This is a genomic window from Caulobacter sp. GW821-FHT09H08, from assembly GCF_059415885.1.
In genome coordinates this window covers 196,177-211,231 of record NZ_JBWKOC010000001.1, presented here as the reverse complement: position 1 = coordinate 211,231, position 15,055 = coordinate 196,177, and the positions used below count along the sequence as shown (strand labels likewise).

Genomic DNA, 15,055 nt, shown 5'->3' with positions numbered 1-15,055 from the left:
GTTATTCTCCCTTGGGGAACTTGGTCTGCAGGCTGGAGAGCCAGCGGGCGACCACGCGGATCTCTTCGTCCGTGAAGCCGGCGGTCAGATGGGCGTTGATGCCGTCGAGGCCAGCCTTGGCCGCCTCGCGCGCGGCGCGGCCCTTCTCGGTCAGGTGCAGGCGCATGGCGCGGCCGTCCTTGGGATCGGCGCGACGCTCGACCAGCTCGGCGCGGGTCATGCGGTCGATCAGACCGGTCATGGCCGAGGGGGCCAAGTCCAGGGCGTCGGCGGCCTCGCCGATCAGCGCCCCCTCCTGGTCGCCCAGATAGAACAGCACCCCCGACTGAGCGGCGGTGGTGACCCCCTTGGCGGCCATCTTGCCCTCGATCCAGCGCTGGACGCGCCGGTGGCCGGCGTTGAGCAGGAAGATCAGGCGACGGTCGGCGGGCACGGACATGGCGGTCAGACTATGTTTCGCGTGCGAAATGTCAAACGTCTGTTTTTAGGCTTCGCTAGAAATTTCAGCCGCCGGATTGGCCCGGTACCAGGCGACGCCCGCCTCATCGACCTCGCGCCGTACGCGGCCTCGCCCAATCAGGCAATTGAGGTGCGCCAGCGCCTCACCGGTGGCCATGCCCAGAAGGTCGGGCCCGATGGGCCGCGCGAACAAGGCCCCGAAGGTGTCGACCACCCGCTTGGGCTCGGCGAGCTTCTTTTCCAGGCGCGAAAGGCCGCGCTCGTGCCCGGAAATCAGGCCGTCGATGCGGGTGTGCAGCCCCTCGAACGGGTCGTTGTGGGCCGGCAGCACGATGACCTCGTCCGGCACGGCTGCCTTCACCTTGGCCAGGGACCGCAGCCAGTCGCTCAGCGGATCTGCGTCGGGCTCGGTCGGGAACACCGAGACATTGGACGAGATGCGCGGCAGCACCTGGTCGCCGGAGATCAGCACATTGAGCTCCGGACACCACAGGCAGGCGTGGTCGGGCGAGTGCCCCTGCCCCGTCACCACTCGCCAGGTCTTGCCGCCGATGTCGAAGTCTTCGCCGTCCGACAGCCGGCGATAGCTGTCGGGCAGGGCGTAGATCGCCTTGCCGAAGCCGCCGAAGCGGGCCTTGTAGTTCTCGAGGGCGTCCTCGTCCCAGCCGGCGGCGTGGAAGAACTTCACCCCGTCCTCCGGCGCCTCGCGGCCGGTGTCGGCCACCAGCATGCGGCACTGGAAGTACTCCAGCCGGGTCATCCACAGCCGGCAGTCGAACTTGCGCGTCATCCAGCCGGCCAGGCCCACATGATCGGGATGCAGGTGGGTGCAGATCACCCGGGTGATCGGCTTGCCGCCCAGGGCCCCGACGAAGGCGCTGCGCCAAGCCTGGCTGGTCTCGCGGGTCTGGATGCCCGTGTCGACGACCGCCCAACCCTCGCCATCGGCGATCGCCCAGACATTGATGAACTGCAGCGAGCCGCCCAGCGGCATGCGCAGCCACAGGACGCCGGGCGCGACCTCGACCGCTTCGCCCGAGCCCTGCTCCGGCGTGGTCTCGAACGGGTAGACCAAACGGCCGACCTTGCGCGATTCCCGCGCCTCGCCCGTCTCCTCGTCTTCGAATCCGTCGCGCATTCCGTTCCCCTCAGGCGCCGTTCAACCGGCGCTCGTCCTTGATTTGACCCATTTTTTGCCTCCGAACCCAGCCATCATCACGCCTAGGTCGGACGGTATCTTGACCCATGAGGGAAGCACGCGCTTATGTCCGCGCGAGGAATCCACCCAGGAGATGTTATCCATGAAGCGTTTCGCGATCGGCCTGACGGCCGCCCTCGCGGTCGCCATTCTGACCCCTGCTGTCGTCATTTCGGCGCAGAAGGAAGAGAAGGGCAAGCCCGCCGCTGTCGATACCAAGGCGCGCGAAGCCGGGATGAAGGAAGCTCCGGCCCTGATCCAGGCCAGCGGCGCGGGCTGCACGGTCTCTGACGCCCGCTTCATCGGCGAGGACAAGAAGGCCGGCGCTCGCTATTTCGAAGTCGCCTGTAACGAAGGCATGGGCTTCGCGATCATCGCCAAGAAGGACGTGGCCCCGCAGACCTATACCTGCCTGGAATCGAGCCAGCCGGGTCCGGACGGCAAGAAGGGCGGCCTCGCCTGCCTCCTGCCGGCCAACGGCAATCCGAACGCCTCGCTGGCCCCCTACGTGAAGAAGGCCGGCGTCACCTGCGATATCGAGAACGCCCGCGCCATCGGCTCCGGCTCCAAGAACTCGTACTTCGAAGTCGCCTGTAAGGGCGGCGCCGGCTACGTGGTCCAGACCGTCTCGCCGATGAACGTCAACGGCGAAGTCGTCGTGAACAGCTGCCTGCTGTACGAAGAAGGCGGCAATGTCAGCTGCAAGCTGACCAACCGCGAAACCCAGCTGGCCGTCGTCGACACGCTGAACACCGCGGCCGCCGCGGCGGGCACGAAGTGCGATATCAAGGACAAGCGCTACGTCCTCAGCACCAAGAACGACAACTACTACGAAGTCGCGTGCGCCGACGGTAAGGGCTACGTCTATCAGCAGACGGCCGCCACCAGCGCCTTCGCCCGCGTCATCCCCTGCGCCCAAGCCGGCTTCGTCGGCGGCGGCTGCACCATGACCGACGCCGTCGCGGCCCAGACCGAGCAAGCCGGCTTCTACACCAAGCTGGCCGGCAAGGCCGGCTTCCCCTGCGACGTCGAGAAGTACGGCATGCTGCCGACCAACGACCCGAAGAAGGAAGTCGTCGAGCTGAAGTGCAAGAACAGCGACGTCGGCGCCATCGCCGTGTTCACCGCCACCGGCGGCACGATCTTCGATTGCCTGACCTCGGAGTTCAACGGCTACCGCTGCAGCTTCACCAAGAAGGACACGCAGTACGCCCGCCTGTCCAAGGACCTGGTCGGCTTCAACAAGGCCTCGTGCCAGGTTTCGGACGCCCGCATCATCGGTTCGAACGATCAGGCCGGCTTCGTCGAAGTCGCCTGCTCGGACGGCCTGCCGGGCTGGGTGCTGGCCTATCCGGTCGGCGTCGCCAAACCGGCGGCCAAGGAGTTCCTCTCCTGCGCCCAGGCCAAGGGCATCGGCGGCGGCTGCAAGCTGCCGACCAACAAGGTCAAGGGCTGATCCCAGCCTAGAGCCTGAACAAGCGAGCCCGCCCGGAGCGATCCGGGCGGGCTTTCTTTTTGGCCGGTCGCCCGGCTAGGCTCGGGCCATGCTCCGCGCCCTGACCTTCGCCCTCGCCTTGCTCCTCGTCGCCACCGCTGCCCAGGCCGGCGAGCGCTACGTCTCGATGGGCAGCTCCTACGCCGCCGGTCTCGGGATCGCGCCCTACCAGGACGGCGCTCCGGCGCGCTGCACGCGATCGACGCGGAACTACGCCAGCCAGCTGGCGGCCAAGCGGGGCCTATCCCTGGTCGATGTCGGCTGCAGCGGCGCGCGGACCGCCGCGATCCTCCAGCCTTGGGGCGAGCTGCCGGCGCAGGTCGACGCGGTGACGGCCGACACGGCCCTGGTCACCGTCACCATCGGCGGCAACGACATCGGCCTGGTCGGCGGCCTCTACGGCGGTTCCTGCCGCCAGCGGGGCGAGGCCAATTGCGCGCCCCAGACGAGCCCAACCGAAGCCGACTACGCGGCGCTGAAGGCGTCCATGACCGGCATGGTCGCCGCGATCCGTGAACGAGCGCCCAAGGCCCGGATCGTCCTGGTCGAATATCCCGTCATCCTGCCGTCGCAAGGCGCCTGCGCTGCCGCGCCTCTGGCCGATGTGGACGCCGACGCCGCACGGACCAAGGCCGCTCGACTGCTTGCCATTACCCGCGAGGCGGCCACGTCGGGCGGCGCGACCGTGATCACTACGTCGGAGTTCAGCCGAGACCACGACGCCTGCGCGACCGAGCCGTGGATGAACGGCTACCCCGCGCCGGGCGCCGCGCCCTATCACCCCAACCTGGCGGCCATGACCGCCATCGCCGAGGCGTTGGATCGGGCTCTGCCGCGCTAGGGCTGATCGACATTCAGGCTGAGGCCATATCAATCCGCTGCCTTCCTGGGCCTTGTGCCCAGGACCCATGTTTGAGGAAGGCGCGGATATTTTGGGTTTGCGCGGCCGGAAGGCCGTGAACTCTGTCCGACTTCTGTTGCACTTGAACCATGGGTCCTGGGCACAAGGCCCAGGAAGACAGGGATTTGAGCCAGACTGAGTGTCGATCCGACCTAGAGCGCCGCTTCGATCAGGCGCGGACCCGGGCTCGCCATGGCGTGGGCGAAGGCGTCGTCGAAGGTTTCGGCCGTCTCGGCCCGTTCGGCGGCCATGCCCATGCCCTGGGCCACCTGCACCCAGTCGATCCGGGGATCGCCCAGGTCCAGCAGCTTCGAGGCCGCCGGGCCTGGATTGCCGGCGCCGGTGCGGCCCAGCTCGATCCCCAGGATGCGATAGGCGTGGTTGGCGAAGACCACGACCGTGACGTCCAGCTTCTCGCGGACGATCGTCCAGAGACCCTGCACCGTATACATCCCCGCCCCGTCGCCGGTCAGGGCCAGGACCTTGCGGTCCGGGCAGGCCACGGCCGCGCCGATGGCCAGCGGGATGCCCTGGCCGATGGCGCCGCCGGTCAGCGACAGCCACTCGTGGGCGCGCGCGGCCTTGGTCTGGGTGAAGATCGGCAGGCCGGCGGTCACGGCGTCGTCGGAGATCACGGCGCCCGTCGGCATGTGCTTGGCGATCGACGCGCCGATGGCCCAGGCGTCGAAGCGTCCCGCCGGAGCGTCAGGCGCGTGATAGGTTTCGACCGTTCCCGTGGCCGGAGCGCCGATGGCGTCCGCCAGGGCGTTCAACGCCGCCGCCGCGTCGACCTCGCGACCGCACAGGGTCTCGACGGAGCAGCCCTCGGGCACCAGCACACTGGGGCGATCCGGATAGGCGAAGAAGGCCACCGGGCGCTGGGTCGAGACCAGCACCATCAGGTCGACGCCCTCCAGGTCCTTCAGGGCCTGCTCGCCGAAATAGGGCAGCTTGTCGGGCCGGAAACGCCCTTCGCCGCGCGCCTGGCGGGCGGTGAAGGTGTCGGTCAGCACGCGGACGCCGTGGGCGGCAAGCCGGCCGGCGGCGGCCAGGGCGGCCTCACCGCAAGCGCCCGAGCCGAGCAGCAGCACGGGCTTCCTGGCGAAACCCAGCGCCTTGGCGACCGTGTCGACGGCGGTCTTGTCGGGCGCGGCGAAGGCCGGCGGCGTGACCACTGGCCCCTTCACGGTGGCCGCGTTCCAGGCCGCATCGGCGGGCAGGACGAGACAGGCGTTGCCACCCGGCGTCCCGTAGCTGGCGACGATAGCCTCGGCGGCCAGCGGCCCGACGCTGTCGGCGCATTCGGCCGACTTGACCCACAGCGCGTTTGGCGCGGCCAGGGCGGCGATGTCGCTGTTCAGCGGCGCGTCAAAGCCCCGGTGATAAGTGGCGTGGTCGCCGATGACGTTGACCACCGGCGTATAGGCGCGACGGGCGTTGTGCAGATTGGCTGCGCCGTTGGCGTAGCCGGGTCCCAGGTGCAGCAGGGTGCAGGCGGGCTTGCCGGCCATGCGGCCATAGCCGTCGGCGGCCCCGGTCGCCACGCCCTCGAACAGGCACAGGACCGAGCGCATGCGCGGTTCACGGTCCAGGGCCGAGACGAACTGCATCTCGCTGGTGCCCGGATTGGCGAAGCAGGCGGTGACGCCGTTGTCGGCCAGGGTGGTGATCAGGGCGTCCGCGCCGTTCATGGTCTTCTCCGTACCGCTATGCCCCATGTCTCCGATATTTCGGGAAGGCTCTCAACACGATTGCGTCGATGCGGGTCGCCGTCGCAGTCTGTCGGCCAAAATCGGGGGAAAACGTTCCATGCAAGGGATGAGCGCGGCCGCGCGCTGGACGCTGATCGCGTCGGTGATCGCCGGCGTCAGCTATCTGGCGGCCTGGAAGCTGGAATTGCCTACAGGGATCGAGACCGCCTGGAAGGGCTCCGGGGTCGTGCTGCTGGCGCTCCACGCGGCGCTGCGGGCGCGAAACCTGGACGGCTGGCTGCTGGTCGCGGTGATGGCGTTCGGCGCGGGCGGCGACGTGCTGCTGGAGACCCACGGTCTGACCGTGGGGGCGGTGTCGTTCCTGCTGGGCCACGTGGTCGCCAGCGGGCTCTATCTGCGCCATCGCAAGGCCGGCGCGGTGGCGCCGCTGATCCTGATCCCCGTGGTCGTCGGCATCGCCTTCCTGCTGCCCAAGGACCGCGCCGCCGCGCCGGGCATCGCGCTCTACAGCCTGTTCTTGGCGGTCATGGCCGCCACGGCCCTGATGAGCCGATTCCCGCTCAAGACCGTCGGCCTGGGCGCGCTGATGTTCGTGGTCTCGGATCTCTTGATCTTCGGTCGCCTTGGGCCGCTGCCGGACAACCTGGTGGTCGGGCTGGCGGTCTGGGGCCTCTACTATTTCGGCCAGATGCTGATCTGCGTGGGGGTGGCGGGCTCTCTCTCAACCGCTCATCCCCGCGAAAGCGGGGACCCAAGCTGAGCGGACAGAGCTAGCCCTGAAACACCGCTTGGGTCCCCGCTTTCGCGGGGATGAGCGGAGTTGGTGTGATCAGAAAACCAAGACGCTGGAATCCGGGCTTTCCGCGAACAGGCGCGCCAGCTCCGTCGGTCTCCGATCCCGCGCCAGGGCCTGGTTGATGTAGCCCTTGTCGGTCAGCTCGCCGCTGGCCGCGTCGGGCGCGCCGTCCAGGATCAGGGCGCGGGCGACCTTGCCGCCGCCCTTGGCCGAGACGTTCAGGCGCGTGAGCCCCTCGACGATGGCGGTCTTGACCGCATCGCCGTCGCCCCCTCCTTCGGTCTTGAGCCGCTCGCAAGCCTTGGTGTCGAGGAACAGCATCAGGCCGACAACCGCCTGGCCCTCGCCGCAAACCACCGCGTCGGAGACCGCCCCGCCGATGGCCGACACCGCCGCCACCCGCAGGGCGCCAGCAGCCACGAAGGTCCCGCTGGTCAGCTTGAAGTTCTCCACCAACCGACCGTCGAACACCAGGCCCGCTGCCGGGTCCTCCGGATCGGCCAGCCGCGCGGCGTCGCCCAGACGGTAGAAGCCGTCCTCGTCGAAGGCCTGCGCGCTGGCTTCCGGCTGGTCCAGATAGCCCGGCGAGACCTGCGGCCCTTTCACCCGGATCTCGAACTTGCCGCCGTCTCCGGCTGGGACAAGCTTCACCGCCGTGCCCGGCGTCGGCAGGCCGACCATGCCCGAGCGGGCGTTCAGCCAGTGGATGTTGCAGGCGGTTGGCCCGGTCTCGGTCGCGCCATAGCCGGCCGCGAAGGTGATCCGCTCGCCGACGGTCCGCACCGCCACGGCCTGGACGCGGTCAAGGATTGACTGGGCCATCGACGCGCCGCCGTACTGCAGCACCCGGACCTTCTCGAAGAACCGGGCGGCCAGCACGTCGTCGCGCTCCAGCTCGCCGACGAACATCGCCCAGCCGGCCGGGACCATGTTGTGATAGGTCGGCGAGACTTCGCGGAGATTACGGACGGTCTCGGCGAACTTGCCCGCCACCGGCTGGCCGGCGTCGATGTACAGCGTCCCGCCCCGGTGCAGCACCATGTGCAGGATGGCGTTGGCGCCCAGGCTGTGGCTCCAGGGCGCGGAATTGACCAGCACCGGCGGCTCGAGATCGGCGTAGCAGCCCTGGATCTGGGCCGCGTTCAGCGCGATGTTGGCCTGGGTGCAGACCACCGCCTTCGGCAGCCCCGTCGAGCCAGAGGTCAGCAGCAGCTTGGCGACATCGTCGGGTCGGGCGACCGGCGCCAGCGGCGCGCTGTTGAGCAGGTCGCCGAAGGCGACATCGCCCGGCCGCGCATTGCGGCTGACCACCGTCGGCAAGCCCGCCAGGAACGGCGCGGCCAGGGCGTCGCCGAAGGCTTCGGCGTCGTCGGCATAGACCACCGCGGGCTTCAGCCGCTCGACCGCATTCCGCAGGCGCGCCAAGTCCGCGCCCTTCAGCCCGTACTGCGGCGAGACCGGTGCGGCCGGCGCGCCAAGGCTCATGGCGGCGTAGGCGATCAGGGCGTGGTCGATGCCGTTGCGGGCCAGGATCAGCAGCGGCTGACCGCGCGATAGGCTTAAGGCCGCGAGGCCGCCGGTCAGCGCTTCGATCCGGATCTTGGCTTCGGCATAGGTCACCGTCCGCCAGACATCGCCCTCTCGTTCGGCCAGCCAGACCCGGTCCGGCGCCTCGGCCGCCCAGCGGGCCAGGGGCTCGGTCACGGTCCGCACCGCGTCCGAATAGGGCATGGGATTGCGCAGGATCAGCGTCTCGCCGTCTCGCTCGACCTCCAGCGCGCGGGGCGCGTAGCGGGCGTCGCGGAAGGGGGCGGTGTTGAGGGTCGATCCGTCCATCACCCCTTATCCCGCGCTCCCAACGCTTGTTCAATCCGTCGCGAGCGCCTCGCGCCGGCGTTCCAGCCACATCCGCTCGGCGGGACCCGGATCGAGCGCCAGCGCGGCGTCATAGGCCACCCGCGCCTCGTCCGCCCGCCCCAGCCGCGCCAGGAAATCGGCGCGGGATGCGTGATAGGGCGCGAAGTCCTTGAAGGTCTCGGAGTTGAGCCCGTCGACTTCGGCCAGGGCCACCCCTGATCCTTCGACCTCGGCCAGGGCGACGGCGCGGTTGAGGCGAACCACCGCGTCGCCGCGATAGGTCAGCAGGGCGTCGTACAGGGCCAGGACCTCGGGCCAGGGCGCCGGCTCGTCGAGGCTCCCCCGCGCGCACCAGACGGCATGGATGGCAGCCTGCACCTGGCGCTGGCCGGGGCGTCCCAGCTTGGCGGCGCGATGCAGGAGGACCTCGGCCTCGTCGATCAGCGGCCGCCGCCACAGGGCTGGATCCTGCTCGGACAGCGGGACCATCGCCCCGCTCTCGTCCAGGCGCGCCGGCCGCCTGGCCTCGGCGTAGCGGACCAGGGCGGCCAGCCCCAGGCACTCGGGCTCGCGCGGCAGAAGCTCGACCAGGGTCGCGGTCAGGCCGAGCATCTCGCGGGCGTAGCCGGCATGGGCGCCCGCCCCGGCGGCGTCCTCGTGGGCCTTGGCATAGGCGACCTCCAGGGTCGAGAGCACCGCGGAAAGCCGCTCGGGCCAGGCCTCGGGACCGGGAACTTCGAAGGCGACGCCCGCCTCGGCGATCTTGCGTTTAGCCCGGACCAGCCGCTGGGCCAGGGTCGGCTCGCTGACCAGGAAGGCGCGGGCGATCTCGGGCGTCGTGAGACCGCACACCAGGCGCAGAGTCAGGGCGGCGCGGACCTCGGGCGCCACGGCCGGGTGGCAGCACACGAAGATCAACCGCAGCCGCTCGTCGGGGATCAGGCGATCGTCGCTGGCCATCAGCTCCTCCGCCGAGGGTTCGGGCGCGGGCGCATCGGGGGCGAGGCGCTGGCGGGTGCGGCGACGACGGACGGCGTCCAGGGCCGAGCGCCGCGCCACGGCGTAGAGCCAGGCGGCCGGAACGCGCGGGGCGCCATCCTTGGGCCAAAGGGCCGCCGCCTTGGCGCAGGCTTCGGCGAAGGCGTCCTCGGCCAGATCCAGGTCGCGGAACTGGGCGGCCAGGGCGGCGATCACCCGCCCCCCGGCCTCCCGCGCCGCGCGATCGAGGAGCGCCCCCGTCACCCGGCGTCAGCCCTCTTCGATCAGCGGACGGACCTCGATCGAACCGTCGCCGGCCATGGGCAGCTTGCGCGCCCAGGCCAGGGCGGCGTCCAAGTCGTCGACCTCGATGATGTAGAAGCCGCCCAGCTGCTCCTTGGACTCGGCGAACGGCCCGTCGTGCAGGCCGTACTGGCCGCGGGACTTGCGCACGGTCGTGGCCGTGTCGGGATTCTTCAACCCCGCGCCGCCGCGAAGCAGGCCCTTCTGGGTCAGTTCGCCGGCGAAGGCCTGGTGCGCCTTGATGATGGCCTGCCAGGCTTCCTGCTCGCTGTACTGGCTCTCGTCTTCGTAGATCAGCAGCATGTATTGCATCGCTTGGATCCTCTTTCGGTCATGCCAGGGTGGCTTCACCCTGGCTTCCGGACGAGAGACGCGCCGCTCCGGTCAGGTTCGACAAAGCACGGCGAAATTTCTTACAGCGCCATTCCTACATCGCCGGCCGGACTTCGACCTTGCCGCCCGGAGTCAGGGGAATCTTGCGGGCCCAATCCAGAGCCGCGTCGATGTCGGCGACGTCGACCAGATAGTAGCCGCCCAGTTGCTCCTTGGTCTCGGCGAACGGACCGTCATGCAGGCTATGGCCGTCGTCTTCCTTGTACAGCGACTTGGCCGTGGCCACCGGCTGCAGGCGCGCGGCGCTCCAGATGACGCCGGCCTCCTGGAAGCCTGCCTGCAAGGCTTGGTGGCCTGCCAGGATCTCCGGCATCTTCCCGGCGGCGGCGGCCTTCTGGAACTCGGCTTCGACGCCGTAGATCAGCAGCAGGTACTTCATCGCCATCTCCTTGAACCCAGCGCCCATCGCGCCGTCTGGCGGAGAGACGCGCGAGCTTGGCCGGAATCGACAGGGCGCCGAAGGAAAAGTTCGCGGACCTAGTGCGCCAGCGTTTCCAGGAACCGCACCGGCTCGCCGCGGCCTTCGGCGACGATCTCGTCGTCGCGCATGACCACGATGCCGCGCACGATGGTCGCCACCGGCCAGGCCTTGGCCTCGAAGCCGTCGAACGGGGTCCAGCCGGCGCGGTTGGCCATCTGCGCGTGGGTGATAGTCTTGCGGGCCTTCATGTCGACGATGGTGAAGTCGGCGTCGAAGCCCTCGGCCAGGCGCCCCTTGTCGGCCAGGCCGAACACGCGGTTGACGCCGTGGCTGGTCAGGTCGACGAAGCGCTCCAGGCTGAGCTTGCCGTCGACCACGTGGGTCAGCATCACCGGCACCAGGGTCTGGACGCCCGGCATGCCCGACGGCGAGGCCGGATAGGGCCGAGCCTTCTCCTCGCGGGTGTGGGGGGCGTGATCGGAGCCCAGCACGTCGGCGATGCCGGCCTCGATGCCGCGCCAGACGCCGGCCACGTGGTCGGCCGAGCGGATCGGCGGGTTCATCTGGGCGAAACCCTTCAGGCGCTCATAGGCCTCGGGCGCGACCAGGGTCAGGTGCTGGGGCGTGACCTCGACCGAGGCGACGTCCTTGTTCTGGGCCAGGAAGTCGATCTCTTCCTTGGTCGTCACGTGCAGCACGTGGATGCGCTTGCCCAGGTTCTTGGCGATGCGAACCAGGCGGTGGGTCGATTGCAGGGCGGCCTGGGCGTCGCGCACCTCGGGGTGGCTGGTCCAGTCGCCCGGACGGGCGAGAGAGCGGCGCTCGGCCAGGCGGTATTCGTCTTCCGAGTGGAAGGCCGCGCGGCGGTTGACGTGGCGCAGCACGTTCTCGACGCCCTCGTCGTCCTGCACGAGCAAGGACCCGGTCGAGGCGCCCATGAACACCTTGATGCCGCAGCAACCCGGGAGACGCTCCAGTTCGCCCAGGAAGGTCGCGTTTTCGTGGGTGCCGCCGACATAGAAGGCGTGGTCGGTGTGCATCCGGTTCTTGGCGCGCGAGAGCTTGTCGGCCAGGGCGTCCGGATCGGTCGTGGTCGGCTCGGTGTTGGGCATCTCGAAGACGGCGACCACGCCGCCCAGCGCCGCGCCGCGCGAACCGCTTTCCAGGTCTTCCTTCCACTCCAGGCCCGGTTCGCGGAAGTGGACCTGGCTGTCGATCACGCCCGGCAGGACCGTCAGGCCGGCGGCGTCGAAGATCTCGCCCGCCGAAGCCTGGGAAAGATCGCCGATGGCGACGATCTTGCCGCCGCGCACCCCGATGTCGGTGACGCCGCGTCCCGCGTGGTTCACCACCTCGCCGCCACGCACGATCAGGTCGAAGGTCTGGGTCATGGAGACGGCTCCTCGCAACGGGTCTGCGCGGTGGTAGGACCGCCCCGTCCCAGAGGCAACCGGAATTGCGGCTAGCCGGCGCCGCGCTTGGCTTTCCGCTTTGGCGGGACGGCCTCGACGACCGGCTCTCCTTCCGGCGTGACCGTCTCGACGGGCGGTTCCTCGGCCTCGGGCGCGATCACCTCGGCGACCGTCTCGACCGTGGCTTCGGCGAGCGGAACCTCCGCGACGGCGACAGGCTCTTCGGCAACCGCGGTCTCGACCACCGCTTCCGGCGACGAGACCTCGGCCTCAGGCTGCGTGCGGGCCAGCAGCGCCTTGGCGGCGCGGACCACGGTAGCGACCGGCAGGTCGCTCATGTGGCGGATGGCCTGGGACAGGTCGGGATCGATGGCCAGGAACTGCTCGAAGCTGCGCGGGCCGCGCACGGCCACGGCCTTGTCGCCCCAGGGGCCGTAACGCCGCTCGTCCGACGGCCCGAACAGGCCCAGGGTCGGCGTCCCCGCGGCGGCGGAGATGTGCATCAGGCCGGAGTCGTTGCCGATGAACAGCCGGGCCCGCTTCAGGCAGGCATAGGCGGTCAGCAGGTCGACCTTGCCGGTCAGGTCGATGCAGCGGCCGCGCGCGGTGGCCATGCGCAGATCCTCGACCATGCGGGTGTCTTCGGGACCGCCCAGGATCAGCAGCCGGCCGCCGGCCATGGGGCCGTCCTTGTCCAGCAGCTGGGCCGAGGTCTGGATGAACCGTTCCATCGGCCAGACCTTGCCGACCCAGTTCGAGGCCGGGCCCACGGCCAGGATCGGACCGCCTTCGCCCAGCAGCTCGTCGGCCAGGGCCTGCACCTCGGGCGTGATGTAGAGATGGGGCGGCGGCGGCTCGCCGTCGAGCTTCAGGGTGCGGGCGGCGTCGACCACCTTGTGCACCGGCTCGCCGGGCAGCTTCTTCCAGACCGCCCGCTTTTCGCGGCGCAGGAAGTGGGACGTCGCCGAACCGCGCAGGTCGACGATCAGGCCCCACTTCTTGTGGCGCACCTGGCGCCACAGCTTGAACCAGTGGCCCTTGCCCTTCCCCTTGGCCTTTTCCATCACGATCACGCGGTCCAGACCCGGGACGTGGGCGAACAGCGGCGCGGCCAGGGGGCCGGAGACGATCGTGAAGCGCGCGTTGGGGATCTGATCGGCCAGCATTTTGATCAGGCCGGACGAGAGCACCGCATCACCGATGCGTGTGGCCGTGATGAAGAGAATCGGGAAGGCCCGCTGTGTCATCGGTGCATGTATAGGCTGCTAGTTGAGTCGGCGCATCCCACGTTAACGGTTCAGCTTTCGCCTTTTCGGGTACTGGCGCTGGTGGGGACTCGGCGCCACATCTGCGGGCATGAGTTCGCCGACCACCGCCCATTTGTCGTCCCGCGCCGTCATCGCCGTATCCGGCCCGGACTGGCGCAGCTTCCTGCAAGGCCTGCTGACCCAGGATATCGACACCCTGGCGCCGGGCGAGCTGCGCTTTTCCGGCCTGCTGACGCCGCAAGGCAAGCTGCTCTACGATCTGTTCGTGGCGGGAACCGAGGATGGCGCCCTACTCGACGTCGCTGCCCAGCATCGCGACGCGATCCTGCAGCGCCTGACCATGTACCGCTTGCGGGCCAAGGCGACGCTGGAGGCCAGCGACCTGCCGGTCTTCGCCGTGTTCGGCGGCGAGGTGGCGGGCGAAGGCCTCTACACCGATCCACGCCTGCCCGGCCTGGGCGCCCGGGCCTATGGCGAGCGCCCCGCCGCCGCCGACGAGGACGCCTATGAGGCCCATCGCCTGGCGCTGGGCGTCCCCGGTCCCGCCGACTGGGGCAGCGAGGCCAACTATCCGATCGAGGCCGACTTCGACCTGACGGCCGGCATCGACTTCAAGAAGGGCTGTTTCGTCGGCCAGGAGACGACCAGTCGTATGAAGCGGCGCGGCACGATCAAGAACCGCATGCTGCCGATCGTCTTCGACGGCGCCCCGCCCGCGTTCGGCGCCGAGGTGCTGGCGGGCGAGCTTCGCGCCGGCGAGGTGCTGAGCGGACGCGATGGCAGGGCCATGGCCCTGCTGCGCCTGGACCGCATCGAAGGCGCGGAACTGACCGTCGAGGGCCGCTCCGTCCGCGTCGAATACCCGGACTGGCTGCCGCGCCCCTGACATTGCAGTGCGCGCCAAAGCGCACCACATGCTTCACGAAACAACGGTCTCCGAAATGCGGAGCCGGACGCTTTAGGGGCCATTCCAGATGAATCGTCGTGAAATCCTGCGCGCGGGCGTCGCGCTGACCGCCGTCGCCCTCGCCGGCCCCGTGCTGGCCGCCGACATCGACCGCTTCACCGTCGAGACGCGCGGCAAGGGTCCGGATGTCATCCTGATCCCGGGCCTATCGTCCTCGCACGAGATCTGGGAGTCGACCGCCAAGGCGCTGGAAGGCCGCTACCGCGTCCATGTCGTCCAGGTGGCGGGCTTCGCCGGCGCGCCGACCAGCGCCAATGCCGAGGGCAAGGTCGTCGCCGGTGTCGCCGAGGGCCTGGCCGCCTACATCCAGTCGAAGGGCCTGAAGAAGCCGGCCGTGATCGGCCACTCGATGGGCGGCACGATCGGCATGATGCTGGCCGCGCGCCATCCCGACCTGGTCGGCAAGCTGATGGTCGTCGACATGTTCCCGAAACTGGCGGCGGCCTTCTTCGGCCCGGACGCCTCGGCCGAGACCATCGCCAAGAACGCGGCCATGTTCCGCCAGCAGATCGAGAGCGCGCCGCAGGAGCAGTTCGTCGCCCAGCAAACCCAGACCATCGGCGGCATGGTGCTGACCGAAAGCGCCCGCCCGGCGATCGTCGGCCACTCGCTGGCCAGCGACCGCAAGGTGGCGGGGCGTTCGATGGAGGAATTGCTGATCACCGACCTGATGCCGGAGCTTCCCAAGATCACCGCCCCGACCACGGTGCTGTGGGCCTGGAACAAGGCCAGCCCGGCGCCGGCCGCGATGTTCGGCGGCTGGTACCAAGCGGCCTATGCGCCGCTGAAGGGCGTCAAGATCGTCCGCATCGACGACAGCGCCCATTTCATCATGGTGGATCAGCCGGCCAGGTTCATGACCGAGGTCGAGGCGTTCCTGGCTGGCTGATCACGT

General features: G+C 69.4%; 14 protein-coding genes. 5 read left to right on the top strand and 9 right to left on the bottom strand.

All coding sequences use genetic code 11. The features are described 5' to 3' along the window. Position 1: 1 nt before the first annotated feature. Both AC07NN_RS01125 and AC07NN_RS01120 read right to left on the bottom strand, forming a co-directional pair. Positions 2–439, bottom strand: a complete 438-nt coding sequence (locus AC07NN_RS01125) for a MarR family winged helix-turn-helix transcriptional regulator (RefSeq protein WP_494637312.1) — start codon at positions 437–439, stop codon at positions 2–4. 45 nt (positions 440–484) lie between these two features. Beyond that, positions 485–1,597 carry an MBL fold metallo-hydrolase gene (locus tag AC07NN_RS01120; RefSeq protein ID WP_494637311.1) on the bottom strand — a complete coding sequence of 371 codons (1,113 nt, stop codon included), beginning with the start codon at positions 1,595–1,597 and terminating at the stop codon, positions 485–487. Positions 1,598–1,751: 154 nt separating this feature from the next. On the opposite strand from AC07NN_RS01120, the gene AC07NN_RS01115 reads away from it, so the two are divergent. Together AC07NN_RS01115 and AC07NN_RS01110 are read left to right on the top strand one after the other, a co-directional pair. Further along, the gene (locus AC07NN_RS01115) at positions 1,752–3,113 is read left to right on the top strand and encodes a hypothetical protein (RefSeq protein ID WP_494637310.1); all 1,362 of its coding nucleotides are present in this window, start codon (positions 1,752–1,754) and stop codon (positions 3,111–3,113) included. A gap of 88 nt (positions 3,114–3,201) precedes the next feature. Next, a complete protein-coding gene (locus AC07NN_RS01110; RefSeq protein ID WP_494637309.1) occupies positions 3,202–3,993 on the top strand; it encodes an SGNH/GDSL hydrolase family protein in 792 nt (263 codons plus the stop codon). Positions 3,994–4,205: 212 nt separating this feature from the next. Here the strand turns inward: AC07NN_RS01110 and AC07NN_RS01105 are convergent, their stop codons facing one another. Continuing rightward, positions 4,206–5,744 carry an acetolactate synthase large subunit gene (locus AC07NN_RS01105; RefSeq protein WP_494637308.1) on the bottom strand — a complete coding sequence of 513 codons (1,539 nt, stop codon included), beginning with the start codon at positions 5,742–5,744 and terminating at the stop codon, positions 4,206–4,208. Positions 5,745–5,862: 118 nt separating this feature from the next. Between AC07NN_RS01105 and AC07NN_RS01100 the strand changes: the two genes are divergently transcribed. Next, on the top strand, positions 5,863–6,525 hold the full coding sequence (locus tag AC07NN_RS01100; RefSeq protein WP_494637307.1) for a lysoplasmalogenase family protein: 663 nt from the start codon (positions 5,863–5,865) through the stop codon (positions 6,523–6,525). A 69-nt stretch (positions 6,526–6,594) separates the two neighbouring features. Here the strand turns inward: AC07NN_RS01100 and AC07NN_RS01095 are convergent, their stop codons facing one another. The 6 genes from AC07NN_RS01095 to AC07NN_RS01070 all read right to left on the bottom strand — a co-directional run bounded on the left by AC07NN_RS01095 (position 6,595) and on the right by AC07NN_RS01070 (position 13,172). After that, positions 6,595–8,397, bottom strand: a complete 1,803-nt coding sequence (locus tag AC07NN_RS01095; RefSeq protein ID WP_494637306.1) for a feruloyl-CoA synthase — start codon at positions 8,395–8,397, stop codon at positions 6,595–6,597. Between the two features lie 30 nt (positions 8,398–8,427). Further along, the gene (locus AC07NN_RS01090; RefSeq protein WP_494637305.1) at positions 8,428–9,660 is read right to left on the bottom strand and encodes an RNA polymerase sigma factor; all 1,233 of its coding nucleotides are present in this window, start codon (positions 9,658–9,660) and stop codon (positions 8,428–8,430) included. Positions 9,661–9,666: 6 nt separating this feature from the next. Beyond that, positions 9,667–10,011, bottom strand: a complete 345-nt coding sequence (locus AC07NN_RS01085; RefSeq protein WP_494637304.1) for a YciI family protein — start codon at positions 10,009–10,011, stop codon at positions 9,667–9,669. A gap of 115 nt (positions 10,012–10,126) precedes the next feature. Beyond that, positions 10,127–10,471 (bottom strand): YciI family protein, encoded by a 345-nt coding sequence (locus tag AC07NN_RS01080; protein WP_494637303.1) that lies wholly within the window; start codon positions 10,469–10,471, stop codon positions 10,127–10,129. Positions 10,472–10,569: 98 nt separating this feature from the next. Beyond that, positions 10,570–11,904, bottom strand: coding sequence for a dihydroorotase (locus tag AC07NN_RS01075; protein WP_494637302.1), 1,335 nt, complete (start codon positions 11,902–11,904; stop codon positions 10,570–10,572). A 71-nt stretch (positions 11,905–11,975) separates the two neighbouring features. Next, positions 11,976–13,172 (bottom strand): glycosyltransferase family 9 protein, encoded by a 1,197-nt coding sequence (locus AC07NN_RS01070; protein WP_494637301.1) that lies wholly within the window; start codon positions 13,170–13,172, stop codon positions 11,976–11,978. 109 nt (positions 13,173–13,281) lie between these two features. Here AC07NN_RS01070 and ygfZ point away from each other — a divergent pair, with 109 nt between their 5' ends. Beyond that, entirely contained in the window at positions 13,282–14,079 is a 798-nt protein-coding gene (gene ygfZ / locus AC07NN_RS01065; RefSeq protein ID WP_494637300.1) for a CAF17-like 4Fe-4S cluster assembly/insertion protein YgfZ, read from the top strand. An 88-nt stretch (positions 14,080–14,167) separates the two neighbouring features. Further along, complete coding sequence (locus AC07NN_RS01060; RefSeq protein ID WP_494637299.1) at positions 14,168–15,049, top strand: alpha/beta fold hydrolase; 882 nt, start codon at positions 14,168–14,170, stop codon at positions 15,047–15,049. The last annotated feature ends 6 nt before the right edge of the window (positions 15,050–15,055 follow it).